The 14,305-nt window shown below is 71.7% G+C and carries 12 protein-coding genes and 1 riboswitch; of the genes, 4 read left to right on the forward strand and 8 right to left on the reverse strand.

Annotated features, from left to right (window positions below; translation table 11 throughout):
- Positions 1–5: 5 nt before the first annotated feature.
- From ACTJKF_RS08850 to ACTJKF_RS08860, 3 genes are read right to left on the reverse strand one after another with little or no spacing between them, the layout of a single operon-like run.
- The gene (locus ACTJKF_RS08850) at positions 6–854 is read right to left on the reverse strand and encodes a TauD/TfdA dioxygenase family protein (RefSeq protein WP_440623184.1); all 849 of its coding nucleotides are present in this window, start codon (positions 852–854) and stop codon (positions 6–8) included.
- A 10-nt stretch (positions 855–864) separates the two neighbouring features.
- Positions 865–1,845, reverse strand: a complete 981-nt coding sequence (locus ACTJKF_RS08855; RefSeq protein ID WP_440623185.1) for a quinone oxidoreductase family protein — start codon at positions 1,843–1,845, stop codon at positions 865–867.
- A gap of 18 nt (positions 1,846–1,863) precedes the next feature.
- Positions 1,864–2,790, reverse strand: a complete 927-nt coding sequence (locus tag ACTJKF_RS08860) for a hemerythrin domain-containing protein (protein WP_440623186.1) — start codon at positions 2,788–2,790, stop codon at positions 1,864–1,866.
- A gap of 254 nt (positions 2,791–3,044) precedes the next feature.
- On the opposite strand from ACTJKF_RS08860, the gene ACTJKF_RS08865 reads away from it, so the two are divergent.
- From ACTJKF_RS08865 to ACTJKF_RS08875, 3 genes are all read left to right on the forward strand, one after another.
- Entirely contained in the window at positions 3,045–5,738 is a 2,694-nt protein-coding gene (locus ACTJKF_RS08865; protein ID WP_440623187.1) for a LuxR C-terminal-related transcriptional regulator, read from the forward strand.
- Positions 5,739–6,002: 264 nt separating this feature from the next.
- Complete coding sequence (locus ACTJKF_RS08870) at positions 6,003–7,127, forward strand: porin (RefSeq protein ID WP_440623188.1); 1,125 nt, start codon at positions 6,003–6,005, stop codon at positions 7,125–7,127.
- Positions 7,128–7,319: 192 nt separating this feature from the next.
- Positions 7,320–8,024, forward strand: a complete 705-nt coding sequence (locus ACTJKF_RS08875; RefSeq protein WP_440623189.1) for a glutathione S-transferase N-terminal domain-containing protein — start codon at positions 7,320–7,322, stop codon at positions 8,022–8,024.
- A gap of 133 nt (positions 8,025–8,157) precedes the next feature.
- Here the strand turns inward: ACTJKF_RS08875 and ACTJKF_RS08880 are convergent, their stop codons facing one another.
- Positions 8,158–8,670: a MarR family winged helix-turn-helix transcriptional regulator gene (locus tag ACTJKF_RS08880; RefSeq protein ID WP_440623190.1), complete on the reverse strand. Its 513-nt coding sequence runs from the start codon at positions 8,668–8,670 to the stop codon at positions 8,158–8,160.
- A 134-nt stretch (positions 8,671–8,804) separates the two neighbouring features.
- On the opposite strand from ACTJKF_RS08880, the gene ACTJKF_RS08885 reads away from it, so the two are divergent.
- On the forward strand, positions 8,805–9,995 hold the full coding sequence (locus ACTJKF_RS08885; protein ID WP_440623191.1) for an MFS transporter: 1,191 nt from the start codon (positions 8,805–8,807) through the stop codon (positions 9,993–9,995).
- On the opposite strand, the gene cobM is transcribed toward ACTJKF_RS08885, so the two are convergent.
- The 4 genes from cobM to cbiE are packed head-to-tail and all read right to left on the reverse strand — an operon-like array spanning position 9,996 to position 13,828.
- On the reverse strand, positions 9,996–10,724 hold the full coding sequence (cobM, locus tag ACTJKF_RS08890) for a precorrin-4 C(11)-methyltransferase (RefSeq protein WP_440623192.1): 729 nt from the start codon (positions 10,722–10,724) through the stop codon (positions 9,996–9,998).
- Positions 10,725–10,767: 43 nt separating this feature from the next.
- Complete coding sequence (locus ACTJKF_RS08895) at positions 10,768–11,499, reverse strand: cobalt-precorrin-6A reductase (RefSeq protein ID WP_440623193.1); 732 nt, start codon at positions 11,497–11,499, stop codon at positions 10,768–10,770.
- Positions 11,496–12,584, reverse strand: a complete 1,089-nt coding sequence (locus ACTJKF_RS08900) for a cobalt-precorrin-5B (C(1))-methyltransferase (RefSeq protein WP_440623194.1) — start codon at positions 12,582–12,584, stop codon at positions 11,496–11,498. The genes ACTJKF_RS08895 and ACTJKF_RS08900 overlap by 4 nt, the downstream gene beginning before the upstream one ends.
- Complete coding sequence (gene cbiE, locus ACTJKF_RS08905; protein ID WP_440623195.1) at positions 12,584–13,828, reverse strand: precorrin-6y C5,15-methyltransferase (decarboxylating) subunit CbiE; 1,245 nt, start codon at positions 13,826–13,828, stop codon at positions 12,584–12,586. Before cbiE ends, ACTJKF_RS08900 begins: the two co-directional genes overlap by 1 nt.
- 204 nt (positions 13,829–14,032) lie before the next feature.
- Positions 14,033–14,223, forward strand: a riboswitch (cobalamin riboswitch).
- Positions 14,224–14,305: the final 82 nt, after the last annotated feature.

Consider the following 14,305-nt stretch of genomic DNA (forward strand, 5'->3'; position numbering starts at 1 on the left):
TCAGGTCAGAACGGCACGTCGCCGACGATGCCCGCGCGCTCCATCCTGCGCACGCACGGCGGGTAGTCCATCACCGCGTAATGCTGCGTGCTGCGGTTGTCCCAGATCGCGACGCTGTTCTTCTTCCAGCGCCAGCGCACCTGGTATTCGGGGATATAGGCCTGGCTGATCAGGTATTGCAGCAACTGGCCGGCACCGGGGTTCGCGTCCTGCCCGAACCGCACGCGCCCAGGCGTATGGAAATTCGTGAAGTGCGTCGTGAACGCATTCACGTACAGCACCTTCTCGCCCGTTTCGGGATGCGTGCGCACGACCGGATGCTCGGCGTCCGGGTACTGCGCCTTCAACGCGAGACGCTTGTCGAGCGGCATCGCCGCGCCGAAGCTCGCCTCGATGCTGTGGCGCGCGCGCAAATCGTCGATCTGCTGCTTCACGTGTTCCGGCAGGTGCGCGTACGCGAGCACCATGTTCGCCCACATCGTGTCGCCGCCAACCGGCGGACCCTCGATGCAGCGCAGCACACAGCCGAACGGCGGCGCCACGCGCCAGCTCGCATCGCTGTGCCACGCATTCTCGTAGCGGTCGTTCGGCTGGTCGGGCGACTTGTAGATCCGCACGAGCCCCGGATGCTCGGGGTCGCTGCCGGCAACCGGATGATCCTCGAGCTCGCCGAAGCGGCGCGCGAACGCGACGTGCTCGGCGCGCGTGATGTCCTGGTCGCGCAGGAACAGCACGCGATGGCGCAGCAGCTGCGTGCGGATTTCGGCGAACAGGCCGTCGTCGTGCACGGCGTCGGCGAGGCTCACGTCCAGCAGCTCCGCGCCGATCGCACAGGTCAGGGGTTCGACTCGCATGCGCGTCTCCTCAGACGATGAACACCGACGAGCCGGTCGTCTTGCGCGACTCGAGGTCGCGGTGCGCCTGCGCCGCGTCCTGCAGCGCATAGCGCTGGTTGATCCCGATCCGGATGCGGCCGGCCGCGACGTGCGCGAACAGCTCGCCGGCCAGGTCGTTCTTCTCGGCCGGATCGGCGATGTAGTCGGCCAGCGCCGGGCGCGTCAGGTACAACGAGCCCTTCATCGCGAGACGCTGCGGATCGAACGGCGGGATCGGGCCCGACGCGGTGCCGACGCAGACCATCAGCCCGCGCCGCTTCAGCGAATCGAGCGAGCCTTCGAAGGTGTCCTTGCCGACGCTGTCGAACACGACGTCGACGCCCGCGCCGTCCGTCAGTTCGCGCACGCGTTTCGCGACGTCCTCGCGGCTGTAGTCGATCGTATGGTCGCAGCCGTGCGCGCGGGCGATCGCGGCCTTGTGTTCGCTCGACACGGTGCCGATCACCGTGAGCCCGAGCAGCTTCGCCCATTGCGACACGATCAGCCCGACGCCGCCCGCGGCCGCATGCAGCAGGATCGTGTCGCCCGGCGCGAAGGCGTGGATGCGGCGCAACAGGTAGGCCGACGTGAGTCCGCGCATCGTCATCGCCGCGGCCGTTTCGCATGCGATGCCGGCCGGCAGCTTCACGAGCGGCGCGGCCGGGATCAGCCGCTCGGTGCTGTACGCGCCGAGCGTGTTCAGAAAACCGGTGTAGGTCACGCGATCGCCGGGTGCGACGTTCGTCACGCCGGGGCCGACGGCCTCGACCACGCCGGCGGCCTCGACGCCGATGCCGGCCGGCAGCGGAACCGGATACAGGCCGCTGCGGAAATACGTATCGGCGAAATTCAGGCCGACCGCCTCGTGCCGCAGGCGGACCTGCCCGGCGCCCGGGTCGCCCACGTCGACGGCTTCCCAGCGCAGCACGTCGGGGCCGCCGGTTTCGTGGAATCGCACTGCATGTGCCATCTTGTTCTCCGTAGATAGTCAGTCGGATGCGCGTCGCGCATCGTCGGGTTCGTCCGCGCCCGGCGGCGTCGCGGCCGCGCCGCTCGCCAGGGGGGTGTCCAGTTCGGCCCAGTCCGCGTCGCCCAGGTAGCGCCGCGCGGCCGGGAAAATCACGCCTTCGATGCGCCCCATCTGCTCGAACGCGCCGCGCGCATAGCCGGCGAGCGCGGCATCGAACGCGGCCGAAGGCAAGCCGTCGGCGGCGAGCCGCGCCAGCGCGTCGAGCGCGAGCGCATCGCGGCGCCGCTGGCGGTCGAGCTCGTCGAGTTCGGCCGCGGTGCTCTCCGCCCGCCTGCGCAAGGCCGTGAAGAGGCGCGCCTCGGCGAACGTACCGAAACGCGCGTCCTGCAGTGCCGCGAGCGAGGCCAGCGCCGCGCGCGTGCCGTCCGCGCTGCCCGTTGGCCGCGCCGGTTCGTTCGGGCCTTCGCTCGCCGCCATCAACGCCTGCAGCCGTTCGCCGAGCGCGCGATGCGCGGCCAGGCAACGCGCCATCACGCGCACCTCGGCCGGGACATGCCGCGCCGGGCAGACGAGCACCGGCACGCCGCTCGTCGCGAGCAGCAACCGCCGTGTCGTGCAGGTGGCCGCATCGGCGTCTTGCGGCAGCGCCGAGACGCCGATCAGGTCGCAGCCGAGCTCGGCGGCGAGCGTGGCGGGCAACGTGTCGCCGGCCCCCGGATGGCCGGCCCCCGCGATCACATGGGACAGGCCCTGCGCCCGGGCGGCGGCTTCCACTTTCGCACCGTGTTCCGGCATCCGCGCTCCGGATAAACGCGAGTCCGGTGCCGCGCCCGACAGCACGAACGTGACACGTGCGCCGACCGCCCGCGCCAGTTCGAGCGCATGGCCGATCGCGTCGATGCCGCCGGGCACGCCGTCGACCGTCACGAGCAGATGGCGATACATCGTGCCGCTCCGCTTATCCGGCGAGCGGCGCGCTGCGTTGCGTGCCGGTCGATACGATCTTCATGGCCCCTCCTCGTCGGGTTCGTCGGTTGCGTTCGTCACGCCTCGGAACCCATGCTATCCACCGGGCGGCGGAGCGGCCCCACTCGTCGCGGGGGGGATTGACGCGCGAATGCGGTTCGACCGATCCTTCCCTCCACACCCACCCCGGACGCTGGCCCGCACGGCATCGCCGGATTCCGACTGCAGCCCCGATGGCCCACCCACCCGATCGCGCCGACGCGCCCCCCACCGAACTCGTGCTGAAGACGACCGCGCCGCGCGTGCCGGCGCAGTTGCTCGCGCGTGCGCGGCTGAGCCTGGCCGCGCCGGTGTTCGACGGCCGGCCCGTCACCCTCGTGCAGGCGCCGGCCGGCTATGGCAAGACCTCGCTGCTCGCGCAATGGCGGCGCGAATCGCTCGCGCTCGGCCGCGCGGTCGTGTGGCTGTCGGCCGACGAGCGCGATGACGCGCCCCGCCTGTTGCAGGGGCTCGTGCAGGCGGTGCGCACCGGATGCGCACGGCCCGGCTTCGGGCGCCTGATTCCGGACGGCGCGGCCCGCGCGCTGGAGGGGCTGACCGCGTGGCTGGCCGAAGTCGCGCAACTGTCGATCGACGCGCTGCTGATCGTCGACGACGCGGAGCGGCTGCCGCCCGCCGGCCTCGACGCGCTGACCTACGTGCTGCACAACGCGCCGCAGAACCTGCGTGTGGTGGTCGCGGCCCGGCGCGGGCTCGATCACGCGGCCGGCGACCTGCTCGCCGGCGGGCAGTGCACGCTCGCGGGCCCCGACTGGCTGCGCTTCACGCTCGACGAGACGATCGCGCTGGTCGGCGCGCGTTTTGCGCAGCGGGTCGACGCCGACGCATGCGCGCGCCTGTTCGAGCGCGTCGACGGCTGGCCGCTCGGGCTGCAGCTCGCGATGGCCGCGATGGCGCGCTCGGCCGATCCGCGCCAGGCGGTCGACGCGCTCGCCGCGCGCATGGACGGCACTCGCGACCGGCTCGTCGAGCTGCTGCTCGCGAACCTGTCCGCCGACGACACCGCGTTCCTCACGCGCACGAGCGTGGCCGACCGCCTGCATCCGTCGCTGTGCGCGGCGCTGCTCGACGACGCGGACGCCGCCGGCCGGCTCGCACGGCTTGCGCGCGACACGCCGCTGTTCATCGCGTCCGACGATTCCGACTGGTGCCGGCTGCATCCGCTCGTGCGCGATACGCTGCGCGACCGCCTGGCGGCGGAGCCTGACGCAGGGCGCCGCGCGCTGCATGCCCGCGCGGCCGCGTGGCTCGACGCGCACGGGATGACGGAGGAAGCCGCGCGCCACGCGTATGCGGCCGGCCAGGTCGAGACCGCGTACGCGCTGGCGCAGCGCTGCCTCGAGGATGCGATCAAGCAGGGCCGCATCAACGACGTGCTCGACTGGCTCGCGCGGCTGCCCGATGCGGAGCTCGACAAGCGCCCGACGCTGCGGATCGCGGTGGCCTGGGCGCTGGCGCTCGGCGAACGCCATGTCGAGGCGCGGCGCCAGATCGCCGGGATCCTGGCCGACCCCGGCACCCCTGCCGCGATGCGTTACGAATGCGCGCTGATCCTGAGCGCGGCCGCGTATTACGCCGACGAAATCGACCGCTTCGTCGAGCTGTTCGAACCGTGGGCCGACTTCACGCCGCCCGCGGCGACGTGGCTCGCGCAGATGCACGCGAATCGCCTGTCGGCGCGCGCGATCATCGTCGGCGAACCGGCGCAGGCGCGCCGCTTCCAGCAGGCCGCGCCGCGCGGCGAGACGGCGGCCGGGTTCGGCTACGTCGCGCGCTGGGGCGAGCTGATCACCGGCCTGAGCTACCTGCGCGAAGGCCAGATCCGGCTCGCGGACGACGCGCTGTCGCCGGCGCTCGCGCGCGCGGAAGCCGATCTCGGGCGTCGCCATCCGCTGACCTGCATGCTGGCGGCGATGTGCGCGGCGATCGCGTACGAAGCCGATCGCGTCGACCAGGCCGCGGCGCTGCTTGCGAACCGGCTCGACGTGCTCGAACACGCGGGCACGCCCGATACCGTGTTGCTCGGCTACCGGACGGCCGCGCGCATCGCGCTGCTGCGCGGCGTCGAGCATCGCGCGATCGACTTGCTCGAAGCGCTCGACGCGATGGGCGTCGCGCGCCGGCTGCCGCGCCTGTCGGTCGCGAGCCTCGCCGAGCAGGTGCGGATCCACGCCGCGCGCTATCGCGAGGCGACCTGCCATGCGCTCGTCGAGCGGATCGATGCGATCGCCGCGGCCGAGTTTCCGTCGCACGGGCCGCTGTGGCGGCGCCCCGTCGTGCTGCTGCAGGCGACGGCGCACGCGGGCGCGGCGCTGGCCGCGCGCCGCTGGGACGATGCGTGCGCGGCGCTCGACGAAGCGGCCGTGCTGGCACGCGAAATGAGCATGGGATGCGAGCGCATCGAAATCATGGCGCTCGGCGCGTTCGCGCTCGAACAGTCGGGGCACGGCGGCCGTGCGCGACTCGACGAAGCGATGAACCTCGCGGATCTGTTCGGCCTGACGCGCACGCTCGCCGATGCGCATCCGGCCGTCGCCGACTGGGCGCGCCGCGCCGGCGACGAGGCGGCCGCGGGTGACGGCCCCGCCCGCCCCGCGCAGCCGCAGCCGCGCATCGTGCCGCCCGCGCCGCGCAGCACGGCCAGTCCGCGCGCGGTGCCGAGCGTCGTGCTGACGCCGAAGGAGCGCGCGATTCTCGAGCTGCTCGCGCGCAACCTGTCGAACAAGGAGATCGCGGTGGCACTCGCCGTCGGCGAGGAAACCGTGAAGTGGCACCTGAAGAACCTGTTCGGCAAGCTCGACGCCAGCTCGCGCAAGCACGCGGTGCGCCGCGCGCTGGTGCTCGGGTTGCTCGAAAGCGCGCCTTGACCCTTGACCCTTGACGCATCCGCCGCGGCCATGCCCGGCCGTTGACGGCGTCCGCTCGGTCCGGGCTCCACGTCGATTCTCCGCAACCCTGCCCCCCGCGCATGGGGGGGAGCGGCCGCGCGCCGTTGCGTAGTCTTTCCGCACGGCTCGCACCGGCGCCGCATCCCGCGCCTTCCCGCCTGCCTCGACGCTTCCCCGCGTTGCGTCCTTGTTGCACCGCCCGGGCTCGATCCCGTGCGGCCCATTACGATCCTGGAGACTTCGATGAAGACGAAACTGGCCGCGTGTGCGGTGCTTGCCGGCTGCTCGGCGCTCGCGCATGCGCAATCCTCCGTCACGCTGTACGGCGTGGTCGACACGGGCCTGCTGTACCAGAGCACGTCGGCCGCCTCGTTCAGCCCGCACGCGCCGAACACCGGCAAGGTGTTCCGGATGAAGGACGGCGGCATCTATTCGAGCTTCTGGGGCATCCGGGGCACCGAGGATCTCGGCGGCGGCTACCGGGTCAACTTCAAGCTGCAGGGTTCGTTCGACAGCGGCACCGGCAAGCTTCAGCTGAGCGACACGCCGGGCGCCGTCGCGATCTTCAACCAGGTTGCGTCGCTCGGCGTGTCGGGGCCGTTCGGATCGTTCACGGCCGGCCGCCAGATCGTGCCGATGATCTACGCGATGGCCGACACCGACGTGCGCAACGCGCAGTTCTTCGGCAGTGTGCTGACCGCATGGCTCGGCCTGAACACCGCGGCCGGCTGGCCGGGCACGAGCACCAACGGCGCGATCGGCGCGCTGTACGACAGCAACGCGCTCGTCTATCAGTCGCCGACGTTCGCGGGCGCGTCGATCGCGCTCGAATACGCGCCCGGCGGCGTCGCCGGGCAGTTCCAGGGCGGCACGCGCGAATCGGTCGTGCTCAGGTATGCGAACTACGGGCTCAATGCGTCGGCCGTCTACTACAACGGCCACGACACGAGCCCGGCGCCGGGCGTCGCGCCGACCGGCGTCGACAACAACCGCTTCGTGTACGTCGGCGCGAAATACACGATCCGCGATTTCTCGGTGTCGGCGTCGTACGGCAACGGCAGGAATCCGTCGCATGCGGACCAGGTGAACCTCGACATGCTGTCGGCCGGCGTCGGCTATCGGTTCACGCCCGCGTTGCAGGTGACGTCGGCGGTGTACTACCTGAAAGACCGCAACCGTTCGGAGAACCGGTCGACGGCCGTCGTGCTCACGGCCGACTACAGCCTGTCGAAGCGGACGATGGTCTATGCGCAGGTCGGCCACGTGAACAACCGCGGCACGATGGACCAGATGCTCGTATACGGGCAGCCGGTCGCGCCCGGCGTCGGCACGACGGCCGCGATGGTCGGGCTGCGGCACAACTTCTGAGTGCGCGGCGCCGGGCCGCGTCGCGCGGCCGCTGTCTGCAGCGATCGCGGGGATCGGCTACAGTGGGCGTCTTCGGCGCGCCCCGCCCGCCCGTCGATGCGATCGTCCGGCCCCTGCCTGCCGTGCCAGGGGGGCGGCGACGCGCGGCAGGTCGGCGGAGCGCGGATCCTCCACGTTGACGAGCGAACCTCCATGCCCGATCTGTCCGCCTTCCCGATCACGAAAAAATGGCCGGCCCAGCATCCCGACCGTCTCCAGCTGTACTCGCTGCCGACGCCGAACGGCGTCAAGGTATCGATCATGCTCGAGGAAACCGGCCTGCCGTACGAGCCGCACCTCGTGCGCTTCGACACGAACGACCAGCTGTCGCCCGAATTCCTGTCGCTGAACCCGAACAACAAGATCCCGGCAATCATCGATCCGGACGGTCCCGATGGCCGGCCGCTGCCGCTGTTCGAATCCGGCGCGATCCTGATTTATCTCGCTGACAAGACCGGCCAGCTGATTCCGAAGGATCTCGCGGGCCGCTACGAGACGATCCAGTGGGTGATGTTCCAGATGGGCGGCATCGGCCCGATGTTCGGCCAGGTCGGCTTCTTCCACAAGTTCGCCGGCCGCGACTACGAGGACAAGCGGCCGCGCGACCGCTACGCCGCCGAATCGAAGCGCCTGCTCGGCGTGCTCGACGCGCATCTCGCGAACCGCAAGTGGGTGATGGGCGATACGTACACGATCGCCGACATCGCGATCTTCCCGTGGGTGCGCAACCTGATCGGCTTCTATGAGGCCGGCGATCTCGTCGGCTTCAGCGAGTTCCGCCACGTCGCGCGGGCGCTCGACGCGTTCGTCGCGCGTCCGGCCGTCGCCCGCGGGCTCAATATCCCGGCGCGCGACTGATCGGCGCGGCGGGCGCACCGCGGGTGCGGCCCGCTGTCGCCGCGGCCCGCCGCATCGCGCGGCGGGCGGTTTTCCTGCTTGCCTTCGGCGTTTTCGTTTCCCGTGCGGCGCCTTGCGCGACGAGTCGACGGCGTTATTGCCCGCCCGACGCCGATGCCCCTTGCGCCAATCCCGCCAGCAGCTTTTCCAGCAACGCCGACAGTTGCGCTTGCTCCGCCTGCGACAGCGCGGCCAGCATCGCGCGCTGATTGTCGACGTGCGCGACCACCGCGTCGTCGATCAGCGCGCGGCCGGCGCCGGTCAGCGCGACGAGCGTGCCGCGGCCGTCGGCCGGATTCGGCCGGCGCTCGACCCAGCCGGCCTTCTGCAGCCGGTCGATACGCGCGGTCATCCCGCCCGACGACATCATCAGCGCGTCGTACAGCGCGGTCGGCGTCAGCGCGAACGGCGCGCCGCTGCGCCGCAGCGTCGCCAGCACGTCGAATTCGCCCGGCTGCATCCCGTAGCGCGCGAACAGCGGATTGAGGCCGTCGCGCGCGATCACGAGCGCGGCCTCCTGCAGCCGCCCCATCACCAACATCGACGACGCATCCAGATCCGGACGCTCGACGCGCCATTGCGCGAGCGCATGCGCGGCTCGATCCATTAACCCTCCTCGGCTCACCAGTTATCTTGACGTCAAGATAAATTCGCATTTATCTTGATGTCGAGATACTTTACCCGAAAACGCATCGCGCCTGCGCGACGGCGGTGCCGTGCATCGATATCGAGGGCCATTTCATGAATCGCTTCACTTCCCCCGGCTGGCGGCTCGCCGCCATCGTGCTGGTCGGATTGAACCTGCGGCCGGCGCTGGCCGCGATCGGTCCGCTGCTCGACATGATCCAGCGCGCGACCGGCATCGGCGATGGCGCGGCGAGCCTGCTGACCACCATCCCGATCCTGCTGATGGGCCTCGGCGCATTGAGCGCGCGACGCTTGCAGCGCGCGACGGGCATCGCGGGCGGCGTATGGCTCGGCGTCGCGCTGATCTGGCTCGCCTGCGCGTCGCGTCTCGGCGCGCGGCACGCGTGGCTGCTGCTGGCGAGCGCCTGCTGCGCGGGGATCGGGATCGCGATGGTGCAGGCGTTGCTGCCGGGGTTCATCAAGGCGCATTTCGCGACGCGCATCGGTGGCGCGATGGGGGTGTATTCGACGTCGATCATGGGAGGCGCGGTGCTCGCGAGCGTCGTCGCGCCGTTTGCCGCGGCGCGCTGGGGCTGGCTCGCGGCACTTGCGGGCTGGACGTTGCCGGCCGCGATCGCGACGATCGCGTGGCCGCTGGCCAGCCGCGGCGGTGATGCGGCCGGGTCCGGAGCGCTCGCGGCTTCGGCGCCGGCCACGCATATGCAACCGTCGCGCTCGCCGCGCGCATGGCGGCTCGCGGCGTTCTTCGGGATCGCGACGGGCGCCTACACGCTGGTGCTGGCGTGGCTGCCGCCGTACTACATGCGGCTCGGCTGGTCGCCGACCGAGGCCGGCACCCTGCTCGGCGGCGTGACGCTCGCGGAAGTGGTCGCGGGGTTGGCGATCTCGGCGACGATCGACCGCCTGCCCGATCGCCGGCCTGCGCTGCACGCGGCGATCGCGTTGCTGCTCGCCGGGTTGCTGGTGATGCTGGCGGCGCCGCAGGCGCTCGCGTTGCCGGCCGCGCTGCTGATGGGGGCCGGGATCGGCGCGCTGTTTCCGCTGTCGCTGATCGTCACCGTCGATCACGCGGCGACGCCGGCCGACGCGGCATCGCTGACGGGGTTCGTGCAGGGTATCGGCTATCTGATCGCGGGGGTGTTTCCGTTCGCGGCGGGTGTCGTGCGCCAGCATCTCGCGGATCTGTCGCCGGCATGGGTCGCGATGGCTTGCCTGTGTGTCGTGCTGTTCGCGCTGGCGACGGGATTCGCGCCGCGGTTGGCGCGGCGCGTCGCGCGGGCGTGATCAGCCGGCGCTCGCATACAGCGTCGAATCCGCGAACCCTTGCGCATCGAGCACGCGTCCGATCAGGATCAGTGCAGTACGCTCGATCTGCGTGCCCTGCACCTTGCCGACGATGTCGGCCAGCGTGCCGGTCACGCGTTCCTCGTCGGGCCAGCTCGCACGATAGATCACCGCGACCGGGCAGTCGGGCCCGTAATGCGGCAGGACTTCATCGACGATCCGCGCGAGATGCCGCACGCCGAGATGAATCGCGAGCGTCGCGCGATGCGCGGCGAGCGAGCCGAGCGCTTCGCCTTCCGGCATCGTCGTCTTGCCCGCGAAGCGCGTGAGGATCACCGTCTGCGCGACACCGGGCAATGTCAGCTCGACACCGAGCGTCGCCGCGCACGCCGCCGTGGCCGTCACGCCCGGCACGATTTCATACGGAATCCCGAGCGCTTTCAGCCGGCGGATCTGTTCGCCGATCGCCCCGTACAGCGACGGATCGCCCGAATGCACGCGCGCGACGTCCTGTCCTTTCGCGTGTGCCGCGGCGAGCAGCGCGACGATCGCGTCGAGGTCGAGCTCGGCCGTATTGACGACCTGCGCCGCGCGATGGCCGTCGAGCACCGCCGGCGGCACGAGCGAACCCGCGTACAGGATCACCGGGCACGTGCGCACGAGGCGCTGGCCCTTCACCGTGATCAGCTCCGGGTCGCCGGGGCCCGCGCCGATGAAATACACCGTCATCGAAAAATCTCCGTCAATTCATGGGGCGGCCGTTCGCGCGGCATCACGCGCGTGCGGCCGGATCAAGCGCATCGAGCAGCGCGGCGGCCGAGTCGAACGCGCGATCGGCGTCGGGCAACGGCGGCCGTCGCAGCATCACGACCGGCAGCCTGCGTTCGCGCGCGACCTCGAGCTTGGCCTCGGTCGCGGCCCCGCCGCTGTTCTTGCTGACGACGACGTCGATGCCGGCGAGCGCGAACAGCGCGCGTTCGCCGTCGAGCGTGAAGGGCCCGCGCGCGGCGACGACCTGCGCGCGCGCGTTGCCGGGATGCGCATCGAGACAGCGCACCAGCCAGAACTGGTGCGGCGCAATCGCGTCGAGATGCGCGAGCGGTTCGCGGCCGAGCGTGAACAGCGGCCGCCGGAACGGCGCGAGCGCGGCCTCGATGCCGGCCCAGTCGTCAACCATCCGCCAGTCGTCGCCGGGCTGCGGCGTCCACGGCGCGCGGCGCAGCGCCCACAGGGGCACGCCCGCGTCGCGCGCGGCGGCCGCCGCGTTCGCGCTGATCTGCGCGGCGTAGGGATGTGTTGCATCGATCACGAGCCCGATGCCGGCGCTGCGCAGATACGCGGCAAGCCCGGCTGCCCCGCCGAACCCGCCGACGCGGACTTCGCAGCGCAAATCGTCGGGCACCTTGCCGAGCCCGGCGAGACTGTAGACGTGCCGTGGGCCGAGCGCGCGTGCGATCCTCAACGCGTCGCCGGTGCCCCCGAGCAGCAGGATGCGCGTGCTCATCGCGCGCGCCCGACGAAGCGGCCCTGGCGGTCGATCGCGAACATTTCGACCGCGACGGACGCCGGCACGATTTCGCGCGCGACGCGCAGCGCATGGGCACAGACGAGGTCGCCGAGCGGCACGCCGCCCGCGTGCGCGAACTTCAGCGCTTCCTGGCTGGTGTTCGCCGCGCGCATCGCGGCCTGCAGCGCGTCGTTCGCGCCGGCTTCGGCCGCCCACTGCGCGAGCAGCGGCAGGTCGATGCTCGAATGGCGGCTGTGCAGGTCGAGATGACCGGCCGCGAGCTTGCTGAGCTTGCCGAAGCCGCCGCACATCGACAGGCGCGCGACCGGCGCGCGGCGCAGGTGCTTCAGCACCGCGCCGGCGAAATCGCCCATCTCGATCAGCGCCATGTCGGGCAGCCCGTAGTGCGCGCGCATGGCATCCTCGCTCGCGTTGCCGGTGCACGCGGCAATGTGCGCGATGCCGTTCGCGCGCGCGACGTCGATGCCCTGATGGATCGACGCGATGTACGCCGAGCACGAGAAGGGCCGCACGATGCCGGTCGTACCGAGAATCGACAGTCCGCCGACGATGCCGAGGCGCGGGTTCATCGTCTTCAACGCGAGCGCCTCGCCGCCCTCGACGCCGATCGTCACGTCGAAGCCGCCTGCATAGCCGTATTCGGCCGCGAGCGCGCCGAGGTGCGTGGTCATCATCTGGCGCGGCACCGGATTGATCGCCGGCTCGCCGACGGGCAGCGTGAGCCCCGCGCGCGTGACGGTGCCGACGCCCGGCCCCGCATGAAAACGCACACCGGGCGCGGCGGCCAGCGCGACGCGCGCGAAGATCAGCGCGCCGTGCGTGACGTCCGGATCGTCGCCGGCGTCCTTGAGCGTGCCGGCCTCGGCGCCGTCGGCCATGGCGCGGCAGAACTCGAGCCGCATCATCACGCGCTGCCCCTTCGGCAACACGATCTCGACCGCATCGTCCGCGCGGCCCGCGAGCAGCAGGCGCGCGGCGGCGAGCGACGTCGCGGTCGCGCAGCTGCCGGTCGTGTAGCCGAACCGCAGCGGTGCCGGTTGTTCGGGGGTTTCGTCGCGCATCAGGGGAGGTCCGTGACGTGCGCGGCGTCCGCGACCGCGGAATCGGGCTTGCGCACGTCATACAGCGTGACGGGCAACGGCTGCCGCCACGTGTCGAAGCGGCCGAGCGGCTCGGCGTGCGCGAGCGACACACGCGTGAGCGTGCCGCCGTGCGCGTCGCGCCACGCGGCGAGCGCCAGTTCGCCTTGCAGCGTGACCGCGTTCGCGACGAGCCGGCCGCCGGGTTTCAGCGCCCGCCAGCACGCGTCGAGCACGCCGGCTGCGGTCGCGCCACCGCCGATGAAGACCGCGTCGGGCACGGCGAGCCCCGCGAGCGCATCGGGTGCGCGGCCCGCGACGAGTTGCAGGCCCGGCACGCCGAGCGCGTCGCGGTTGTGCTCGATGAAGCGTTGGCGCTCCGCATGCGACTCGATCGCGATCGCCTGGCACGACGGATGCGCGCGCATCCATTCGATGCCGATCGAGCCGCTGCCCGCGCCGACGTCCCACAGCAGCTCGCCGGGTGCGGGTGCGAGGCGCCCGAGCGTCAACGCGCGCATGTCGCGCTTGGTCAACTGGCCGTCGTGGCGGTAGGCGTCGTCGGGCAGGCCGGGCGTGAGCGCACGGCGCGGCGCATCGGGGCCGGCCTGGCAGTCGAGGGCGACAAGGTTGAGCGCGGCGGTTTCGCCGACGTGCCAGTCCTGCGCGAGGCTGTCGAGACGCCGCTCGAGCGGGCCGCCGAGATGTTCGAACACGCTGATGCGCGTCGGGCCGAAGCCGCGCGCGGTCAGTTCGGCGGCGACCGTGGCCGGCGTGCGGCCGTCGGCGCTCAGCACGAACAGCCGCCGGCCCGGCAGCAGGTGACGCGCGAGCGTCGCGAGCGGCCGGCCGACGAGCGACACCGCGCCGGTGTCCTGCAACGCCCAGCCGAGCCGCGCGGCCGCCAGCGACAGCGACGATGGGGCGGGCAGCACGCGCCATTCGTCGGGGGCGAGTTCGCGCGCGAGCGTGGCACCGACGCCGAACAGCATCGGGTCGCCGCTCGCGAGCACGCAGACCGGCGTGCCGCGCTGCGCGAGCAGGCCCGACACATCGAACGGCGACGGCCACGCTTCGCGGGCGGCCGGCAGCCGCGCAGGCAGCATGTCGAGGTGCCGCTTCGCACCGACGACCCGCGCCGCCTCGAACAGCGCGCGCCGCGCGCCGCGCCCGAGCCCCGCGTAGCCGTCGTCGCCGATGCCCACTATCGTCAGCCACGCCGTCATGCACCCTTCCCCTTCATCCGATTCCATCGAGTCGCCGCACGGCGGCCGTGAAGGCGCCGGTGCGGCCGTCCGCGTTGCGAAAGTCGGCATGGTACCGTGTTCCATCGCGCGTTTCATCTGCCGGGGCGCCGATGCCGGACGCCGTTTCGCCTAGGTCACGGCACCCGTTCGGCGGTCGCGAAGCACCGCGGAAATCGGGTATCCTACGGCCGTTCGTTCGCCGGTGCCCTTCGGGGCCGAAGAGGGAACACAGGGCGCGCTTCGCGCCGCTGTGGCTGCCCCCGCAACTGTAGACAGCGAGCCGCGCTCCCCCTCATGCCACTGGATTCACCGGGAAGGCCGGGAGCCGGCGCCGACCTGTCAGCCAGGAGACCTGCCGGCCTGAAAGTGCGTGCGTGCCAGTCGGCGTCGGGCGGGGTGTACCGATGCGTTGGCCGCGGCGCGACACTGTCCCGGTATCCCGTGAGTTCCGCCCCC

The organism is Burkholderia sp. 22313 (assembly GCF_052045245.1).
Classification (GTDB): domain Bacteria; phylum Pseudomonadota; class Gammaproteobacteria; order Burkholderiales; family Burkholderiaceae; genus Burkholderia.

Bases quoted from the DNA above. Each gene is read 5' to 3' on its own strand.
- ACTJKF_RS08850 (WP_440623184.1), bottom strand. From the start codon at position 854: ATGCGAGTCGAACCCCTGACCTGTGCGATCGGCGCGGAGCTGCTGGAC.
- ACTJKF_RS08855 (WP_440623185.1), bottom strand. From the start codon at position 1,845: ATGGCACATGCAGTGCGATTCCACGAAACCGGCGGCCCCGACGTGCTG.
- ACTJKF_RS08860 (WP_440623186.1), bottom strand. From the start codon at position 2,790: ATGTATCGCCATCTGCTCGTGACGGTCGACGGCGTGCCCGGCGGCATC.
- ACTJKF_RS08865 (WP_440623187.1), top strand. From the start codon at position 3,045: ATGGCCCACCCACCCGATCGCGCCGACGCGCCCCCCACCGAACTCGTG.
- ACTJKF_RS08870 (WP_440623188.1), top strand. From the start codon at position 6,003: ATGAAGACGAAACTGGCCGCGTGTGCGGTGCTTGCCGGCTGCTCGGCG.
- ACTJKF_RS08875 (WP_440623189.1), top strand. From the start codon at position 7,320: ATGCCCGATCTGTCCGCCTTCCCGATCACGAAAAAATGGCCGGCCCAG.
- ACTJKF_RS08880 (WP_440623190.1), bottom strand. From the start codon at position 8,670: ATGGATCGAGCCGCGCATGCGCTCGCGCAATGGCGCGTCGAGCGTCCG.
- ACTJKF_RS08885 (WP_440623191.1), top strand. From the start codon at position 8,805: ATGAATCGCTTCACTTCCCCCGGCTGGCGGCTCGCCGCCATCGTGCTG.
- cobM (WP_440623192.1), bottom strand. From the start codon at position 10,724: ATGACGGTGTATTTCATCGGCGCGGGCCCCGGCGACCCGGAGCTGATC.
- ACTJKF_RS08895 (WP_440623193.1), bottom strand. From the start codon at position 11,499: ATGAGCACGCGCATCCTGCTGCTCGGGGGCACCGGCGACGCGTTGAGG.
- ACTJKF_RS08900 (WP_440623194.1), bottom strand. From the start codon at position 12,584: ATGCGCGACGAAACCCCCGAACAACCGGCACCGCTGCGGTTCGGCTAC.
- cbiE (WP_440623195.1), bottom strand. From the start codon at position 13,828: ATGACGGCGTGGCTGACGATAGTGGGCATCGGCGACGACGGCTACGCG.